A 17,310-nucleotide genomic window follows, 5' to 3' on the forward strand; every position below is an offset into this window, starting at 1 on the left:
GAAATCAAAGCATTTTTTAAAAATCCTCCGAATATCTTCTTAAATTAAACTTAAACTTCAAACACATTCCATGCCTCGATGTGCCTTCCTTTCCATAGCCAATACTGAGGGTTGGTTTATTGACGACGATCTTGTTCATCCTTTCCTGAAAGATGTTGGGTGGGAAATCAAAAATATCCCATGGAATCAGGAAACTAATTGGAATGATTTCGACCTAGTAGTCATCCGAAGCCCTTGGGATTATCAGCAGCATATAGATGAGTTCATGAAGGTGCTTGCTACAATTGATCTGTCCTCTGCCACCCTTCTCAATTCCTTGGAAATTGTAAGATGGAACATCCACAAAAATTACCTTTTTGAACTGGAGGAAAAGGGAGTTGAATTGGTGCCAACAATCCGGTTTCAAAAGTTGGATTCATTTCAGATCGAGGAAGCATTCGCTAAATTCGATACCGGAGAAATCGTAGTAAAACCTTTAATTGGGGCGAATGCAGATGATACATTTTGGCTTAAAAAATCAAATCAGGATGATTGGCAAAAAGCATTGGATGTTTTCCAAAACAAAGAAGGGATGATTCAGCCTTTTATGCAATCTGTGGTTGATGAGGGAGAATTTTCCCTGATGTATTTTCAAGGACATCTTAGCCATACTATCCTGAAAACAGTTGGAGCAGGAGATTTCAGGGTTCAAGAAGAGCATGGAGGTGGCGTGATAGCTATCCAAAGTCCCGAATCCTGCATTATTGCTGCTGGTGAAAAAGCAATGGCTGCTTTACCACAAAAGCCTTTTTATGCACGTGTGGATTTAGTAAGAACAGCCCAGAACTCAATGGCTCTTATGGAATTGGAGCTTATAGAACCTTGTCTCTATTTTCGGTTTGACAGGCACTCTCCTGAGCGATTTGCAAATTATTTGGATGAATATTGGAAAGGATATTAGTGGAAATAAACCAATTTCCATAATGGATTAAAGATCAATTACTCAAAAACCAAACAGCCCTATGAAATATAAAGTACATAAACTCGAGGTCAACCGTGACAATATGCAAGAAAAGCTAGAATGGTTTTTAAATAGGCTGGATGGAGAAATTGTTTCTGTTATACCAAACGTCCGCCCAACCTTCCAATTCATGGGAGCTACTGCAAAAGTTGACTATCTGTTGATAGTTGAAAAGCTCGGCTAAGTAGGCTTTGAAAAACCTTCAACCAAAATCAAGACTTAGAGTTCCTCCTTTGTGGAAAGCCTTCAAATTGAATTCTGGCAATGATTTAGTCGCGAAGTACCTTTTTCGAGCTTGATTAAAAAGCTGTCGAATACTTTCTGCAATAGGCCCCTCTCCTTTCATTCGTCGACCAAATTGACTGTCATACACAGTTCCCCCATGTAATTCAGCAATTTGATTCATTACTTTTTGAAATCGATCAGGATAATTTTTTTGAAGCCAATCAGAAAAAATTTGCTCAAGCTGACCATTTAATCTGACAACTGTATAGCCTGCTCCTAATGCACCTGCATCTGAAGCTGATTTAAGAATTTTAGGGATTTCATGATGATTCAATCCAGGGATAATCGGAGCATTCATCACAGCAACTGGAATATTTGCAATTGCCAATGCCTCTAAAGTTGCCAGTCTCTTTTTTGCACTAGCTGTTCTTGGTTCCATTTTCCTTCGAAGACCTTCATCCAAAGTTGTAATTGAAATATAAACCTGCACCAAGCCATCAGATGCCAAATCCTCCAATAAATCCAAATCCCTTAAAATCAAACTATTCTTGGTAATCAAACCGACTGGATGTCGATATCGGACAAATACTTTCAGCAATTCCCTAGTTATCCCCATTTCCTTTTCCAATGGCTGATAGCAGTCTGTATTTCCAGATAATGAAATCGGTGTGACTTTCCAGGATTTACTGAGAAGTTTCCTTTCTAAAAGTTGAGGAGCATTTGGCTTTGCCATCAATTTTGTTTCAAAATCCAATCCTGCTGTATAGCCATAGTATTCGTGGGAGTTACGAGCATAGCAATAAATACATCCATGTTCACAGCCTTGATAGGGATTTAAAGAGAAGCTTAATCCCAAATCTGGGCTTTTAATAGGATTGACAATTGATTTTGGATGCTCAATCCGAACTTCAGTTTTTATCTGAGAATAGAGAGGCTCATCCAATCCTTCCTGATGCTCAGTCACAATTTGCTGAGCCAAAAAGCGATTTCCAGACTGAACTTGAGCTCCTCTTCCTTTGAAATAATCTTTATTGTTGTCAACCATTTTGTCAAAACCTTGACAATCAGTTTACAAAAAGCTGAATAAAATCAAATCACATTGTCAAAAAATGTCGGATCAAACGATCAGGGAATTTTAAAAAGGGAAAATCAATAGTGAATGTTGGCTTACCGTATTAAAGTCACGCCATACCCGGTTCAATTCTCCTTCTTCTCGTGCAGCTTCCAAGCCGGCAAAAGGATACATCTTTGAATTCCATTTTCTACAGCTTTGAGTAAGTGATCGACTTACCTTACTGATAGCAGCTAGTTGTGGGCTTGAAATCTTACCTTCCTTTTCCAATTCATACCAAGCTTCCTCTACCTGTCGGTAAAAGTTCGATCTTTTTTTATCAATTGATTTTCTGCTTTTCTTTTCCACCTCTTCAAAATATTCCAAATACTTCTGATCTAATGGCTTCACTTTTTGCCTGTTCCAGAAAATTTCTCGGATAAGATCTTGAAAATGAATTGAAATACCCAGGATATTTACAGCCAAAGTCGCTTCAGCAAATTGCAAAAAAGGCATCTTATAGATGACTTCATTCCGAGTCACTTTCTCAGGTGAAATTTCAAACAATCTGTTTTCAGGGACATTTAAATTTTCGGTTTTAAAAGAATGACTTCCAGTGGCCTTCATTCCCATAAATTTCCAAGCATCTAAAATTTCGACCTCCTCCCTTTTAAGGATAAATGCTTTTACGATCGGATTCCCAAAGGAATCTAAAATCGGATCTCCACCTTCCCAAATCTCACAATTGGCGGTAAAATGGGTCGCATGAAGTGCCCCCGAAGCATAGGTCCAATTTCCGGAAACAAGGAAAAAACCATTTTTCTTTTCGGCCCTTCCTCCAACATACCCACTACCGGCAAAACAAACTTTAGGATCTGAAAAGATCTCTTTTGAAATCCTCGGGTCTAAAAATCCAACAAACCAAGCAGCACCTGCACAAAGAGTTACAGTCCACCCCAAACTCCCATCTAAAAGTGCCAATTTTTCTTCCACTCTCAAAGCTTCAGGAAGACTCAACTCCAAGCCTCCCAAATCTTTTGAAACAAAAAGCTTAAACCATTTCTGATTATAAATCTCTTCCAACCATTCCGGAATTAGCCGTCCTGATTTCTCGGATTTTGAAGCAAAGTCAGAATTAAATATTTCCTTTTTTAGCATGGATATAAAAATAAAAATCAGTGGCCTTCGAAACATGAAAACCACTGATTTTAAAGCACGAGACTAATAAACCTTATTATTTCTTTTTCTGAGCTGCCAACCACTCCATGATAGTAACTGGCTTTCCATCCAACATCACTGGCGAACCATCAAAATCAGTTCTAGCCGTATTGGCGTGTGAATAGATCCAAGACCAATGTCCAGGGTAGAGATAATCTTCTCCTCCATAAAACCCTGTAATGTCAGTAACATGTTCATAATAGCTAAAAAAGACATTTTTAGCACCAGCTTCTTTCAGTCTATGATACAAAGGAACTACTGTGACATCAGGTTGGGTAGTGTTATCATCGGCAGAATGCACAAACCAAATCGGAACATTCTTAATGGATTTCACTTGCTCATCAGAAATGAATTCATTGCTATACGCAAGTGCACTAATGTATCCCGCGGCAAAATAATCAGGATGCTCTAAAATCAATTTCAATGACATATACCCACCATTGGAACAGCCTCCCACATAAATCCGCTTAGTGTCTATATCTGGATTTTTTGTGACATAGTCATCAATCAAGGCAAAAAGAGCTTCATGATACACATCTTCCCGATCTCCTCTTGTGTAAGTTCCATCTTCAGACTGCATCCAAAAAGTAGGAGATTGTGGAACAAGTACATGAGCTCCTCCAAAAAGAACCTGAATATCATCGGATGCATAATTTGCTGCACGATTCCCAAGCAAGGCGATAGTTGGATCATTTCCACCTTCGCCTCCACCATGTAGCCAGATGATTAAAGGAGATTTTTCAGATTTGGCTTCAGGGGTAAAAGTGGCATAAGACAGCGATACCTTATCCTGATAATTGAAGACTGGATCTAAATCAAAATCATCCACGATAGGCATGATTCTACCGGATTCCTGGTCCCAAACTTGTCGATTTTTAGTATTGACAACAGTCACTTGATAATCAATCCACACATTTGAGGCTCGATTACCTACTCGCATGTATTGAATAGGAGAACCAATAGGTTGGATAGGACTGACTTCCAAAACAAGTGTCATATGCGAACCATCTTGCTGACGATTTCCATTTTCATCAGAGGGATAGGTATATACCACCGATCTCTTACCTGATCGTAATGCTTCAGGAATCTCTCCTTCATTAGAACTTCGATTTACAAACACCTCAAAATCAGATGGTCTTGCATCTGATGGTGCATTGGATAAAATTACTTTTTGAACTGCAGGTCCCCAGTCAAATCCTCCTATCACTAGCTTGTATGGGTCTGCGGCTACGGCCTCTATTCCCCCCATTCCAAACAAAATAGAGGAAAGGAAAACCAATAGAATGAATTGAATTTTATTTTTCATAGGTCAGTTTGAGTTTGAAAGAGGAAGATTACAAAATATTGTATTGAATATCAGGGAAATTACGCAAGCGGTGATTTCCTTTTTTCTGAATGAAAACAAAAAAAGCCCATTCTAAAGAGAAGGGCTTCTAAATGAGTTCAGAATTCGATATTTACTCAAATCCTTTTCGAATCTTATCAGCGATTTCAGCCAATTCCTCTTGACTGAGTTTTAATTTTGGACGCGTAAAATTAATATCATCCATAGTCCGAAGCGGAACCAAATGGACATGCACATGAGGCACTTCCAAACCAATTACAGCAACCCCAATTCGAGTACAGGAAATAGTTTGATCCATGACCTTAGCTACTTTTTGAGCAAATAGGTGTAATGCAGTAAGGTCCTCCGGATCCAAATTAAAAATATAATCCACTTCTTTTTTTGGAACCACAAGTACATGTCCTTTTACCAAGGGCATGATGTCCAAAAACGCAATATTTCGCTCGTCCTCAGCGATAATCTGAGCGGGAATTTCTCGATTGATAATTTTTGTAAAGATGCTTGCCATAATATCAAAAATAAAAAATCCCGGCGAATACCGGGATTAATTTTTATAATGAAAATTCTTTTTAATAAGTGATTTCCAAAATCTCAAATTGAAGCTTTCCTGCAGGGGCGTTGATTTCGGCAACTTCGCCGACAGCCTTTCCAACAAGTCCTTTTCCAAAAGGAGACGCCAAAGAAATCTTTCCTGCTTTCAAATCTGCCTCTTCTTCTGATACAAGGGTATATGTGACAACCATACCATTCTTGACATTCTTGATTTTCACAGTGCTCAAAATTCCGACCTTGGAATGATCCATTTTTGAATTATCCAAGACTCGTGCATTTCCGACAACCGCTTCCAATTTGGCAATTTTCAATTCCAAAAGTCCTTGTGCATCTTTCGCCGCATCATATTCTGCATTTTCGGAAAGGTCACCCTTATCTCTAGCCTCTGCAATTTGACGGGCAATATCGGCTCTACCCTTGGTCTTCAATTCTTGAAGCTCATCCTTCAATTTCTTAAGCCCCTCTTCTGTGTAATATTGTACTTTTGACATAATTGACTCGATTTATACAGCACCAAAAAATAAAGTAACGGTCGCCAAATGGAGACCGTTACCTTATTTTCACTTTGCGTTATGTGATCACAAAAATATAAAATCTGACCTCACAAACAAAATCCTCTCGTTTTTGAAAATGTTATCAACGGGACTCTTTCCCAAAAGCTTTCCTGATTTTTTTCACCAAAACCTGGTTGATTTTCTCATAGGATTCAAAGGTCCAGCCTGCAACATGCGGGGAAAAAACCACATTTTCCCGATTGGCTAATTTTTCAAATTCTGACTTCTGCTCTGGAGTGAATTTTTGGAATTTTTCATTTTCAAGTACGTCTAAAACCGCCCCTTTAAGAATCCCTTCATCCAAAGCCTCATTCAAGGTCTTAAAGCTTATTACTTCACCCCGAGCAGTATTGATCAACCAGAAAGGTTTCGCAAAAGATCGAAGTTTTTCAATGGTGAAAAAACCACGAGTTTCTTCGGTCAAAGGAACATGAATACTCAACACATCTGCCTCTGCTTTTAGCTTTTCCCAAATAACCTCTTGAATCTTATCTGTTCCAAAATCAATCTTATACTTATCGTATGCTAATATTTCAACACCAAATCCGCGAAGACGTTTGGCAAAGGCCTTTCCCATGTTTCCGTAGCCCATGATTCCAACCGTCTTGCCTTTTAACTCATATCCTCGATTACCTTCTCTATCCCAAATTCCCTTTCGCACTTGAGTATCTCCTTTAATCATATGATTGAAAAGAGCCAAAAGACCTCCTAGAGCATGCTCAGCTACTGCATCGCGATTTCCTTCAGCAGCATGGAAGAGTTGGATATTTTTTTCACTTAAATAGTCCAAATCAATTTGATCCAAACCTGCTCCTGCCCGTGCAATAAATTTCAGAATGGAGGCATGCTCCAATAAGTCACGATCCATGGGAGTCTTGGATCGAATAATTAAGCCTTCAAATTGATAGATTTCAGTCTTTATTTCTTCCCTAGTGATATCAGGAGCATTGACAACATCATGTCCATCTTTTTCCAAAAGCTCCACGATACTCGGGTGCATTTGGTCAATTATCAATATTCTCATGGATTACAAATTCAGTAAATACATAGCCACCCCAAAATAAACGGCCAATCCTAAAAGATCGTTGGTGGTGGTGATAAAAGGTCCAGAAGCTATTGCTGGATTGATCCCAAAGCGATTGAGAACGAGCGGAGTAACAGTCCCCATAAAAGATGCAAGCAGGACAACGCAAAACAGTGCTGTCCCTACCGTTATTCCAAAAATTGGCTCGAACCCGTAGAGGAAAACCACCACTAGAAATACAAAAAGGGCAAGAAGTAAACCATTGAGCATGGCTACTAAAGTCCCTTTGACAAAACGCTGCCAAGGAGTATCATCAAAAACCGATTTGGATGCCAAAGACTGAACAATCAAAGAAGAGGCCTGAATACCAACATTTCCTCCTGTCGCCGCTACCAAAGGAATGAAAGAAGCCAATGCGAGATATTTATTCAATCCATCTTCGAAAAATCCGATGATTTTCGCCCCCATCAAGCCCCCAATTACGCCAATCAATAACCAAGGTAAACGGGCTTTGGTAATCATAAAAACAGAATCGGACTCCTCAATATCTCCTGAGATACCGGCCATCGCTTGGATATCTTCATCCGCTTCTTCCTGCACAACGTCCAAGATATCATCGACTGTAATCCTTCCGACCAACTTGTTTTTTGCATTTACCACTGGAACAGATTCCAAATCATATTTACGCATGATAGCCGCGACTTCCTCTTGGTCCATGTAGGTCGGAACAGAAATCACCTCAGGCTCATAGATATCCTCGATTTTGGTGTTTTCACCAGCCAAAATGATTCTTTTCAAAGAAACCCTTCCCAAAAGCTGCTGACGGTTATTCACCACGTAAATGGAGAAGATTTTCTCAACATTCTCAGCTTGGCGACGGATTTCATTGATGGTTTGGATCACATTCCAATTCTTATTGGCTCGGATAAATTCCTTAGCCATGATACCACCAGCTGTATCTTCTTCATAGCGGAGAAGGTCGACAACCTGATCAGACTTGAGCCTATCCTGAAAATTGGAAATAACCTCTTCCCGTTCTCTCTCCCCAAGCAGATTCAACAAATCTGCCGCATCATCGGAATCCATCAATTCGATCAAGGAGGCGATTTCAGGATTTTCCAACTCCTTCAACACTTTCCCAAGATTCCCTTCATCCAATTCGATGAGGATATCAGCTGCAACTTGCTTCTCTAATGCACGGAGTACGTAAATCGCCTCATCCAGTGACAATTCATCCAGAATCGCAGCAATATCCGCCTCATTGACTCCATCCAGCGAATCCTTGATGAAATCCAAATCCTGATTCTCAATGCCGTGACGCAGGCTCTCAAGATATTCTTTCGAAAGTTCAAATTGCTTAATGATGTCCACGGGAAGCTTGGATTTGTTGGGTTAAAAAAACAAAATCAGCCACATCCAATTGCTCAGCTCGCTTGTCAAGCAAGGGATGCGATTTGAATGATTCAGAAAGTTGGAAAGATTTTAAGGAATTCCGCAAGGTTTTCCTTCTATTTCCAAAACCTCCTTTGACGACTTTTATAAACAGAGATTCGTCACAATCCAGATTTTTAGTCTGATTCCTGAGTAATCGAATCACCCCAGATTGAACCTTGGGTGGTGGATTGAAAACTCCTGGCGGAACAGAAAACAGGTATTCAATATCATAGAAAGCCTGAAGCAATACTGATAGTATTCCGTAATCTTTATTTCCTTTTGGAGAAGCGATTCGCTGAGCCACTTCCTTTTGAAGCATACAAACCACTTCCGTAACCTGATTCCGATATTCCAAGACCTTGAAGAAAATCTGACTGGAAATGTTGTAGGGAAAATTACCTGCAATGGCAAATGGATCTTTAGACCAATTGCTCAAATCCATTTTTAGAAAGTCACCTTCTAGGATATGGCCTTCCAGCTGAGGAAAATTCTTTTTTAAGTACGCAATCGATTCGGCATCAATCTCAACCACGTATAGCTCCTGAGGGTTTTCTAGGAGAAATTGAGTCAATACTCCCATCCCGGGTCCTATTTCAAGCACCCTTTTCGCTTCAAGATGACCTGTAACCGACCGAGCTATTCGCTGGGCAATGCTCAGATCGGTCAGGAAATGTTGTCCCAGATGTTTTTTGGGTCTGACTTTTTCCATCGAATAGCTCCGGTAAAATTTTATAAATTGCAGCCTAAAATTAAGACAATATTCCTAAAGGCCTACCTTCGTCTTGTTTTCTGCGGGGCGATTTTTGAATGATCTTATGACAGCAAAACCAACCAAACCCATCATTGGAATCAGCATTGGAGACATCAACGGCATTGGTGTAGAGGTGTGCATGAAAGCATTGCAGGACAATCGTGTCCACAAAAACTTCACTCCGCTGATTTACGGCCATGGTAAAGCACTTAGCATTTACAAGAAAATGCTGGATATGGAAGGGTTCAACTTTCTTCAGATTCGAAATTTGGATGAAATTCAACCCAAGCGAATCAATGTCATCAACGTAGTAGAAGAATGCCCAGAAATTATCCCAGGGGTAGAAACTCAAGAAGCTGGAAAATTAGCTTTAGAGGCTCTTCAGCAGGCAGTAGACGACCTAAAAGAAGGGAAAATCCAAGCTTTGGTTACCGCTCCTTTAAATAAAAACAACATCAATTCTGAGGAATTAAAGTTTGTAGGCCATACAGAATATATAACCAACGCCGTCGGCGCAAAAGACAGTTTGATGTTCTTAGTTTCTGACAGACTTCGAGTAGGCTTGGTGACAGGTCATATGCCTTTGACTGAGGTCAGCAAAGCCGTAACTGTTGAAAAAATCAAGCAAAAGGCCAACTTGATGCTGAAAAGTCTAGAACAAGACTTTGGAATCAACAGGCCAAAAATTGCAATACTAGGACTCAATCCCCATGCCGGCGAAGATGGACTTCTTGGAAAAGAAGAACAGGAAGTAATTCGACCAGCTATCAATCAACTGAAAGAAGAAAATAAATTAGTCTTTGGACCATATCCTTCCGATGGGTTTTTCGGAATGATGCACCAGACAAAATTTGATGGAATTTTAGCCATGTACCATGATCAGGGATTGATTCCTTTCAAATCAATGTCTTTTAGTGACGGAGTAAATTTTACTGCTGGATTGCCTGTAATTCGCACTTCGCCAGATCATGGAACAGCTTACAATATCGCTGGAAAAGGGCTGGCCGATGAAGGTTCTATGCAGGCTGCCATTTTCCTTGCCGCTGATATTCTGAAGCAACATTATGTCGAAATGGAAGAATCAGAAGAAGGAGCGTAAAATATATCTTGCAGAAAATTTCAAAAACATAAAAAATTAGCTATTTTTGCGGTCTTAAAATCGAGAGGAGAAGTCGTGAAATTCTTGCAGCACTTTGATATTGAGGTGATTAAATACCGAGAGGGTGCTCACGAACTGGAATTCCAGGTCACTGATCGGTTTTTTGAAGAATTTGAAGACAATGACCTTGTCAATAAAGGAAATTTGACCGTACGGGTCAATTTGGACAAGGGAGTCAATTTGATTGAAATGGATTTCAAAATCCAAGGTTCTGTTCACCTAACCTGTGATCGTAGTTTGGAAGAATTCGATTATCCTTTGGATATCGAAGAATCAATTATTTTCAAATATGGCTCTGAAGAAAAAGAAATTGATGAAAATATTTTCATGATCACCAGGGATACGCCTAGTATCAATGTAGCCCAATTGATTTATGAATTTATTTTACTAGCGATCCCTGCGAAAAAAATTCATCCAGATTATCGAAATGAACTGGATGAGGAGGAAAGCGAAGCCGAAGGACAGTATGTTTACTTTGACTCTGAATCCGAAAAGGAAGATGAATCTAAAAACGATGAACCGGAAAGCATCGATCCACGTTGGGAAAAACTAAAGAAATTAAAATAAAGAACTGAAACTCTTAAATCACGCATAAAATGGCACATCCTAAACGAAAGATTTCTAAAACCAGAAGAGATAAAAGAAGAACTCACTACAAATTGGAAGCTCCTGGTTTGGCTAAATGTCCTACAACTGGTGAAATGCACCTTCCTCACAGAGCTTTCTGGCTTGACGGAAAATTGTACTACAAAGGACAAGTTATCATTGAAAAAGAGGTTTTGGCTTAATTCCAAAACAAAATCCATAAAAAATCCACTTCTTCACGGGAGTGGATTTTTTGTTTTTTAACTCAAATATAATTCATTACAAATCAGCTATTTAGCATTTTGTAATTGGAATATTTTTGGTGGAAAGGGGCATTTATGATATTTTTGACCTTCTTTACAAAAAACCTTTCAACCTAAAGAATACACAGCCTTTTCGGAGGCTTTTCTAACCCAATTCGAATGGAGAAAATTAGAGCCATGATCACCGGAGTTCAAGGATATGTTCCAGAATATCGGCTGACCAACAAAGAGCTTGAAAAAATGGTGGAAACCAACGATGAATGGATCACTAGTAGAACAGGCATTAAAGAAAGAAGAATTTTAAAGGGAGAAAATCAAGGTACTTCTGTACTGGGAATCGAAGCCGCTAAAGGATTGTTGGAAAAAACCAACACCGATCCCATGGACGTGGAAGTAATTATCTGCGCTACTGTGACCCCGGATATGCCCTTTCCTGCAACTGCCAACATTATTGCTGATAAAATCGGCGCTAAGAAGAGTTTCAGTTTTGACATCTCAGCAGCCTGTTCAGGCTTCCTTTACGCCTTGCAGCTAGGAGCCCAGTTTATCGAGTCTGGTACTCATAAAAAGGTAATGGTCATCGGAGCAGATAAAATGTCTTCCATCGTAGATTACCAAGATCGAACTACCTGTATCCTTTTTGGGGATGGTGCTGGAGCAGTATTATTGGAGCCAGCTGAGGGTGACTTGGGAATTCGAGACGCCATTCTTCGTGCAGATGGATCTGGCGAGCCTTACCTACACATGAAAGCAGGTGGTAGCCGTAGACCAGCCAGTCATGAGACCGTTGAAGCACGTGAGCATTATGCGTACCAGGAAGGTTCAACAGTTTTCAAATTTGCTGTAACAAACATGGCTGATGTGAGTGCCGAGGTAATGGAGCGAAACGGCCTAAAAGGTGATGATGTAGCTTGGCTCGTTCCTCATCAGGCAAATAAGCGTATCATCGACGCCACAGCCAATCGAATGGGAGTGGGACCTGAAAAGGTGATGATGAACATCGAACGCTATGGAAATACTACAGCTGCAACTATCCCGCTTTGCCTTTGGGACTATGAAAAGCAGCTTCATAAAGGTGATAACCTTATCTTGGCAGCATTTGGTGGTGGTTTCACTTGGGGAGCTATCTATGTAAAATGGGCCTATGACCCAAAATAAATCAGTATAAACTCAAATTTAATATGGCATCGACAGCAGATTTTAAAAACGGACTCTGTCTAGAAATGAATAATGACATCTGGAGTATTGTAGAATTCCAGCATGTCAAACCCGGAAAAGGTGCCGCCTTTGTCCGAACAAAGTTGAAAAGTTTGAAATCAGGCAAAACCCTAGATAAAACTTTCAATGCAGGTGAAAAAGTAACTACAGCCCGAGTGGAAAAACGTCCACATCAGTTCATTTACAAGGATGATATGGGTTACAATTTTATGGACACCAATACCTTCGAGCAAATTCTGATTCAGGAGTCTTTAATCGAGCGTCCAGAATTATTGAAGGAAGGTCAGGAAGTGGATATTTTGATTCATGATGAAACCGAAACCCCACTATCTGTCGAATTACCTCCATTCGTTGAATTGATGATTACATATACAGAACCAGGAATCAAAGGTGACACTGCAACCAATGCATTGAAGCCAGCAACCTTGGAAACCGGTGCAACTGTAATGGTCCCGCTTTTTGTCGATCAAGACACCATGATTAAGGTGGATACGAGAGACGGTTCTTACTCCGAGCGGGTAAAATAAATTCAAGCTACAGGGTAAACCTGTGGCTTTTCTTATTTAATATCGAACTACTAGCCTATGAAGGCCTTAATTTAAAGACCCTATGAAAGCAAAAGAAATTCAAGAACTGATCGATTATATCTCTAATTCTGGTCTTGCAGAAGTAAAGATCAAAACGGAGGAATTCGAACTTTCTATCAAGAAGTATGCTGATCAAAATGTTCGCATGGTAGAAGCAGCTCCAGCACCTGTACCAGTAGCAACTGCTCCGGCTCCTGCCCCTGCTCCGGCTGCTGCAGCTCCAGCTCCTAGCCCAGCAGATTCAACTTCTAATTTGGTGGAAATCAAATCACCAATGATCGGCACTTTCTACACTAGCCCTAACCCTGATTCTCCAACTTTTGTCAATGTTGGAGATACTGTGAAAGCTGGCCAAACAGTATGTATCATTGAAGCCATGAAGCTTTTCAATGAGATTGAATCAGAAGTATCTGGTAAAATCGTGAAAGTATTGGTTGCCAATGCTACGCCAGTTGAATATGACCAGCCACTTTTCCTAGTTGATCCAGCTGGTTAATTTTTCACAAAACCCAAGAAATTGTGTTCAATAAAATATTAATAGCCAATCGCGGAGAAATCGCCCTTCGGATCATCCGAACCTGCAAGGAAATGGGCATCAAGACGGTTGCAGTTTATTCTACTGCGGATAAGGATAGTTTACATGTCCGATTCGCAGACGAAGCCGTATGTATCGGCCCTGCACCTAGCCGCGAATCTTATCTGAATATTCCGCGGATTATCGCTGCTGCTGAAATTACGAATGCAGATGCCATCCACCCAGGATATGGTTTCCTTTCTGAGAATGCAGAATTCTCTAAAATCTGTGAAGAGTACGGCATCAAATTCATTGGAGCTTCTCCTGATATGATCGCCAAAATGGGAGATAAAGCTACTGCAAAAGCCACGATGAAGGCTGCTGGAGTTCCTACTATCCCAGGCTCTGAAGGCTTACTGGATACCGTAGAACAGGGTATTAAGATTGCTAATGAGATGGGTTATCCCGTGATCCTAAAAGCTACTGCTGGTGGTGGAGGTAGAGGAATGAGAATTGTCCGGGGTGACAATGAATTCCAAAAAGCTTGGGATGATGCCAAGATGGAGTCAGGAGCAGCGTTTGGAAATGATGGTTTGTATTTGGAGAAATTCGTTGAGGAACCTCGACATATAGAAATACAAATTGTTGGTGACAGTAAAGGCCGAGCTTGCCACCTTTCTGAGAGGGACTGTTCGATCCAAAGAAGACACCAAAAACTAGTCGAAGAGACTCCTTCTCCATTTATCACAGAAGAACTTCGAAAAGCCATGGGTGAAGCAGCCATCAAAGGCGCTGAAGCTATCGGTTATGAAGGAGCGGGTACCATTGAATTTTTGGTTGACAAAAACCGAAACTTCTACTTCATGGAGATGAATACCAGGATTCAAGTAGAACATCCCATCACGGAAGAGGTTACCGACTTCGATTTGATCAAAGAGCAGATCAAAGTTGCTGCAGGAGAAAAAATCAGCGGTAGAAATTACTTTCCAAAGCTTTATGCAATGGAATGTCGAATCAATGCAGAAGACCCTGCCAATGGATTCCGTCCAAGCCCAGGTAAAATCCAAAACCTTCACCTTCCAGGTGGTCGAGGCGTTCGTGTAGATTCTCATGTATATGCAGGATACGTCATTCCACCTAACTATGACTCCATGATTGCCAAGCTGATTGTCAGCGGGCAAACTCGTGAGGAAGTGATCGTAAGAATGAAGCGTGCGTTAGAAGAATTTGTGATTGATGGTATCAAAACTACCATTCCATTCCACATTGCCCTTTTGGACAACGAACAATTCAAAGAAGGAAACTTCACAACCAAGTTCTTAGAGACTTTTGACTTTTCAGTTGTAAAAGCATAAGACTTTAAAACATCAAAAACCAAAAAGCCATCCCCCCGGATGGCTTTTTCTTTTAGAGTAGATTATTAAACTCATTCCTCTCTTTTTTATCATTAATAAAAGATCTTTTCTAAATTTTTTCCATAACTTAAAATTGAAAATCAAGCATTTAAGTATGGTATTTTGGAGGAAAATCACTTTTGGGCTTATGGCTCTTGCTTCAGTTCTTTTGGTCTCTTGTGGTCAAGAAAGAGAAAACTCCTCCAACCTAAATTCTGCAGATCAAATCAGCTACAACTTCCACATCCGGCCTATCCTCTCTGATAAATGCTTCGCATGCCATGGACCTGACGCTAATAAGCGGGAAGCGGACCTTCGTTTAGATGTTGAATCTGCTGCATTTGCCGCTTTGAAAGAGAATCCAAGCAGACATGCTTTGGTGGCTGGAGAACCACTAGCCTCAGAAGTTTATGTACGGATTACCTCCGAAGATCCTGCTGAATTGATGCCTCCACCAGAATCAAACCTAGCTCTTTCAGGAGAAGAAATAGCTTTGATTAAAAAATGGATTGAACAGGGAGCCAAATATGAACCCCATTGGGCATTTGTAAAAGCTGAGAAAACCACCCCTCCACCTTCCAATGAATGGGTAATTAATGAAATCGATCAATTTACCTTTCAAAAAATGCAGCAAGTGGGTTTAGAGCCCAATCCTGAAGCTGCCCCTTATGAATTAATTAAACGAGCCAGTTTGGACTTAACCGGTCTCCCTCCTTCCCCTGAAATGATTGATAGGTTTGAAGATTTTTCAGGTGAATACTCTTATGAGGACTTATTAGATGGATTACTAAGTCAACCTTCATATGGTGAAAAGCTGGCAATTCTTTGGTTGGATATTTCTCGATACGCAGATAGCTATGGCTACCAAGATGACAATATTAGAACGCAATGGCCCTATCGGGATTGGGTCATTCATGCCTTCAATAACAACCTTCCCTATGATCAATTTATCACTTGGCAATTAGCTGGAGACTTACTCCCCAACCCTACCAAAGAGCAGATTTTAGCTACAGCCTTCAACCGTAACCATAAATACACAGAAGAAGGTGGAGTAATTGATGAAGAGTATCGAATCGAGTATGTGTTGGATAAGACCAACACCTTTAGCAAAGGCTTACTGGGACTTACAATGGAGTGTGCTCAATGCCATGACCATAAATATGATCCTATTTCCCAAAAGGAATACTTTGAATTATTCGCCTTTTTCAACAATACACCCGAAAAAGGGTATGAAGGTGATGTCAGCATTTCCAAACCAGCCAAAACACCCATTCTTTGGATCGAACAGGATGATTTGGATGGTATTTTGAACTTCATCAATCATTCAGATACTAGTCGGCTTAGTGTATCTGTGATGGGTGAATTTGATGAAGAAAAATCCAGAACTACATATATCTTGGATCGTGGTGTATATGATGCACCAACTGAGCCCGTTTCACCATCCACTCCTACTTCCATTCTTGAATTTCCAGAAAATCTCCCTCAAAACAGGTTAGGATTAGCCCAATGGACCACAAACCGTAACAACCCTTTGACAGCACGGGTATTTGTCAATTTGATTTGGCAGGAAATTTTTGGAACAGGCATCGTGAAATCTGCAGGAGACTTTGGAATGCAAGGAGATCTTCCCTCTCATCCTGAATTACTGGATTGGCTAGCTGTGGACTTTATGGAAAATGGTTGGGATATCAAGCGATTGTTTAAGCAAATCATGAGTTCGGCGACCTACAAGCAATCCGCAAAAGTCAGTTCAAAACAGCTTGAAATTGACCCTGAAAACGTCTATTTATCCAGAGCGCCTCGACTTCGCCTTCCTGCGGAGAATGTACAGGATTTGGTTTTAGCGAGTAGCGGACTTTTAGTCAAAAAATTAGGAGGACCAAGCGTAAAACCTTATCAGCCTGAAGGAATTTGGGAATCAGCCTCTTCAGGAAGAGGTGAATTGGCTACTTACCGACAAGATCATGGAGAAAGCCTTTATCGGCGCGGTCTTTACAATTTCATCAAATTAACTGTACCGCCTCCAAAAGCCATCATCTTTGATTCCAGTAATCGAGATCGCTGTGAAGTTGGCAGAGGGCGCACCAATACCCCATTACAAGCATTGGTAATGATGAATGATCCATTGGTTTTGGAAGCTTCGCGAGTTTTAGCAAGCAGTCTTCTTGAAAAACATGAAGATATTCAAGGGGCTATGGATGAAGCATTTAGACGCATCGTCTGCCGACCTATCAAGGATAAAGAAAAAGATCTATTAGCCAACTATTTTGAGGATCAACTGGATCGATTTGAATCCAATCCAGATCAAATTAGACCGACCTTGGTAGTGGGTGAATATCCATTGGACTCTGATGCAATCAATCCAAAAACTGCTGCATTGATGCAGGTCATTGTGAGTTTGTACAATTTAGAAGAAACCATTACCAAAATCTAGGC

Annotated in this window: 18 protein-coding genes; 10 read left to right on the top strand and 8 right to left on the bottom strand. The window is 40.4% G+C overall.

Going from position 1 to position 17,310, the window contains the following annotated elements; genetic code table 11:
• Positions 1–70: 70 nt before the first annotated feature.
• On the top strand, positions 71–940 hold the full coding sequence (locus tag NY014_RS05415; protein WP_259413534.1) for an ATP-grasp domain-containing protein: 870 nt from the start codon (positions 71–73) through the stop codon (positions 938–940).
• 61 nt (positions 941–1,001) lie between these two features.
• On the top strand, positions 1,002–1,184 hold the full coding sequence (locus NY014_RS05420) for a hypothetical protein (protein ID WP_259413535.1): 183 nt from the start codon (positions 1,002–1,004) through the stop codon (positions 1,182–1,184).
• Positions 1,185–1,202: 18 nt separating this feature from the next.
• Here the strand turns inward: NY014_RS05420 and NY014_RS05425 are convergent, their stop codons facing one another.
• The 8 genes from NY014_RS05425 to rsmA all read right to left on the bottom strand — a co-directional run bounded on the left by NY014_RS05425 (position 1,203) and on the right by rsmA (position 9,112).
• Positions 1,203–2,270, bottom strand: a complete 1,068-nt coding sequence (locus NY014_RS05425; protein WP_259413536.1) for a PA0069 family radical SAM protein — start codon at positions 2,268–2,270, stop codon at positions 1,203–1,205.
• Positions 2,271–2,360: 90 nt separating this feature from the next.
• Positions 2,361–3,434, bottom strand: a complete 1,074-nt coding sequence (locus NY014_RS05430) for an acyl-CoA dehydrogenase family protein (protein ID WP_259413537.1) — start codon at positions 3,432–3,434, stop codon at positions 2,361–2,363.
• A gap of 76 nt (positions 3,435–3,510) precedes the next feature.
• A complete protein-coding gene (locus NY014_RS05435) occupies positions 3,511–4,800 on the bottom strand; it encodes a prolyl oligopeptidase family serine peptidase (RefSeq protein WP_259413538.1) in 1,290 nt (429 codons plus the stop codon).
• A gap of 151 nt (positions 4,801–4,951) precedes the next feature.
• Positions 4,952–5,347: an HIT family protein gene (locus NY014_RS05440; RefSeq protein WP_259413539.1), complete on the bottom strand. Its 396-nt coding sequence runs from the start codon at positions 5,345–5,347 to the stop codon at positions 4,952–4,954.
• 61 nt (positions 5,348–5,408) lie between these two features.
• Positions 5,409–5,882, bottom strand: a complete 474-nt coding sequence (gene greA, locus NY014_RS05445; protein ID WP_259413540.1) for a transcription elongation factor GreA — start codon at positions 5,880–5,882, stop codon at positions 5,409–5,411.
• A gap of 145 nt (positions 5,883–6,027) precedes the next feature.
• The gene (locus tag NY014_RS05450) at positions 6,028–6,969 is read right to left on the bottom strand and encodes a 2-hydroxyacid dehydrogenase (RefSeq protein ID WP_259413541.1); all 942 of its coding nucleotides are present in this window, start codon (positions 6,967–6,969) and stop codon (positions 6,028–6,030) included.
• 3 nt (positions 6,970–6,972) lie between these two features.
• A complete protein-coding gene (gene mgtE / locus NY014_RS05455) occupies positions 6,973–8,340 on the bottom strand; it encodes a magnesium transporter (RefSeq protein ID WP_259413542.1) in 1,368 nt (455 codons plus the stop codon).
• A complete protein-coding gene (gene rsmA / locus NY014_RS05460) occupies positions 8,327–9,112 on the bottom strand; it encodes a 16S rRNA (adenine(1518)-N(6)/adenine(1519)-N(6))-dimethyltransferase RsmA (RefSeq protein WP_259413543.1) in 786 nt (261 codons plus the stop codon). The genes mgtE and rsmA overlap by 14 nt, the downstream gene beginning before the upstream one ends.
• Positions 9,113–9,218: 106 nt before the next feature.
• On the opposite strand from rsmA, the gene pdxA reads away from it, so the two are divergent.
• The 8 genes from pdxA (at position 9,219) to NY014_RS05500 (ending at position 17,308) form a co-directional block, all read left to right on the top strand.
• On the top strand, positions 9,219–10,253 hold the full coding sequence (gene pdxA, locus NY014_RS05465; protein WP_259413544.1) for a 4-hydroxythreonine-4-phosphate dehydrogenase PdxA: 1,035 nt from the start codon (positions 9,219–9,221) through the stop codon (positions 10,251–10,253).
• 75 nt (positions 10,254–10,328) lie between these two features.
• Positions 10,329–10,880: a YceD family protein gene (locus tag NY014_RS05470; protein ID WP_259413545.1), complete on the top strand. Its 552-nt coding sequence runs from the start codon at positions 10,329–10,331 to the stop codon at positions 10,878–10,880.
• 29 nt (positions 10,881–10,909) lie between these two features.
• A complete protein-coding gene (gene rpmF / locus NY014_RS05475; RefSeq protein ID WP_008201274.1) occupies positions 10,910–11,101 on the top strand; it encodes a 50S ribosomal protein L32 in 192 nt (63 codons plus the stop codon).
• A 219-nt stretch (positions 11,102–11,320) separates the two neighbouring features.
• A complete protein-coding gene (locus NY014_RS05480; RefSeq protein ID WP_135073237.1) occupies positions 11,321–12,319 on the top strand; it encodes a beta-ketoacyl-ACP synthase III in 999 nt (332 codons plus the stop codon).
• A gap of 23 nt (positions 12,320–12,342) precedes the next feature.
• Positions 12,343–12,906 (top strand): elongation factor P, encoded by a 564-nt coding sequence (gene efp / locus NY014_RS05485; RefSeq protein WP_259413547.1) that lies wholly within the window; start codon positions 12,343–12,345, stop codon positions 12,904–12,906.
• Between the two features lie 82 nt (positions 12,907–12,988).
• Entirely contained in the window at positions 12,989–13,462 is a 474-nt protein-coding gene (gene accB, locus NY014_RS05490; RefSeq protein ID WP_259413548.1) for an acetyl-CoA carboxylase biotin carboxyl carrier protein, read from the top strand.
• A 23-nt stretch (positions 13,463–13,485) separates the two neighbouring features.
• Positions 13,486–14,835, top strand: coding sequence for an acetyl-CoA carboxylase biotin carboxylase subunit (gene accC / locus NY014_RS05495; protein WP_259413550.1), 1,350 nt, complete (start codon positions 13,486–13,488; stop codon positions 14,833–14,835).
• A gap of 187 nt (positions 14,836–15,022) precedes the next feature.
• On the top strand, positions 15,023–17,308 hold the full coding sequence (locus NY014_RS05500) for a PSD1 and planctomycete cytochrome C domain-containing protein (protein WP_259413551.1): 2,286 nt from the start codon (positions 15,023–15,025) through the stop codon (positions 17,306–17,308).
• Positions 17,309–17,310: the final 2 nt, after the last annotated feature.

This window comes from Algoriphagus limi, assembly GCF_024919275.1.
In the GTDB taxonomy this organism is placed as follows: Bacteria; Bacteroidota; Bacteroidia; order Cytophagales; family Cyclobacteriaceae; genus Algoriphagus; species Algoriphagus limi.

Excerpts from the sequence above, each read along its gene's own strand:
- NY014_RS05415 (WP_259413534.1), top strand. The coding sequence starts at position 71 with ATGCCTCGATGTGCCTTCCTTTCCATAGCCAATACTGAGGGTTGGTTT.
- NY014_RS05420 (WP_259413535.1), top strand. The coding sequence starts at position 1,002 with ATGAAATATAAAGTACATAAACTCGAGGTCAACCGTGACAATATGCAA.
- NY014_RS05425 (WP_259413536.1), bottom strand. The coding sequence starts at position 2,270 with ATGGTTGACAACAATAAAGATTATTTCAAAGGAAGAGGAGCTCAAGTT.
- NY014_RS05430 (WP_259413537.1), bottom strand. The coding sequence starts at position 3,434 with ATGCTAAAAAAGGAAATATTTAATTCTGACTTTGCTTCAAAATCCGAG.
- NY014_RS05435 (WP_259413538.1), bottom strand. The coding sequence starts at position 4,800 with ATGAAAAATAAAATTCAATTCATTCTATTGGTTTTCCTTTCCTCTATT.
- NY014_RS05440 (WP_259413539.1), bottom strand. The coding sequence starts at position 5,347 with ATGGCAAGCATCTTTACAAAAATTATCAATCGAGAAATTCCCGCTCAG.
- greA (WP_259413540.1), bottom strand. The coding sequence starts at position 5,882 with ATGTCAAAAGTACAATATTACACAGAAGAGGGGCTTAAGAAATTGAAG.
- NY014_RS05450 (WP_259413541.1), bottom strand. The coding sequence starts at position 6,969 with ATGAGAATATTGATAATTGACCAAATGCACCCGAGTATCGTGGAGCTT.
- rsmA (WP_259413543.1), bottom strand. The coding sequence starts at position 9,112 with ATGGAAAAAGTCAGACCCAAAAAACATCTGGGACAACATTTCCTGACC.
- pdxA (WP_259413544.1), top strand. The coding sequence starts at position 9,219 with ATGACAGCAAAACCAACCAAACCCATCATTGGAATCAGCATTGGAGAC.
- rpmF (WP_008201274.1), top strand. The coding sequence starts at position 10,910 with ATGGCACATCCTAAACGAAAGATTTCTAAAACCAGAAGAGATAAAAGA.
- NY014_RS05480 (WP_135073237.1), top strand. The coding sequence starts at position 11,321 with ATGGAGAAAATTAGAGCCATGATCACCGGAGTTCAAGGATATGTTCCA.
- efp (WP_259413547.1), top strand. The coding sequence starts at position 12,343 with ATGGCATCGACAGCAGATTTTAAAAACGGACTCTGTCTAGAAATGAAT.
- accB (WP_259413548.1), top strand. The coding sequence starts at position 12,989 with ATGAAAGCAAAAGAAATTCAAGAACTGATCGATTATATCTCTAATTCT.
- NY014_RS05500 (WP_259413551.1), top strand. The coding sequence starts at position 15,023 with ATGGCTCTTGCTTCAGTTCTTTTGGTCTCTTGTGGTCAAGAAAGAGAA.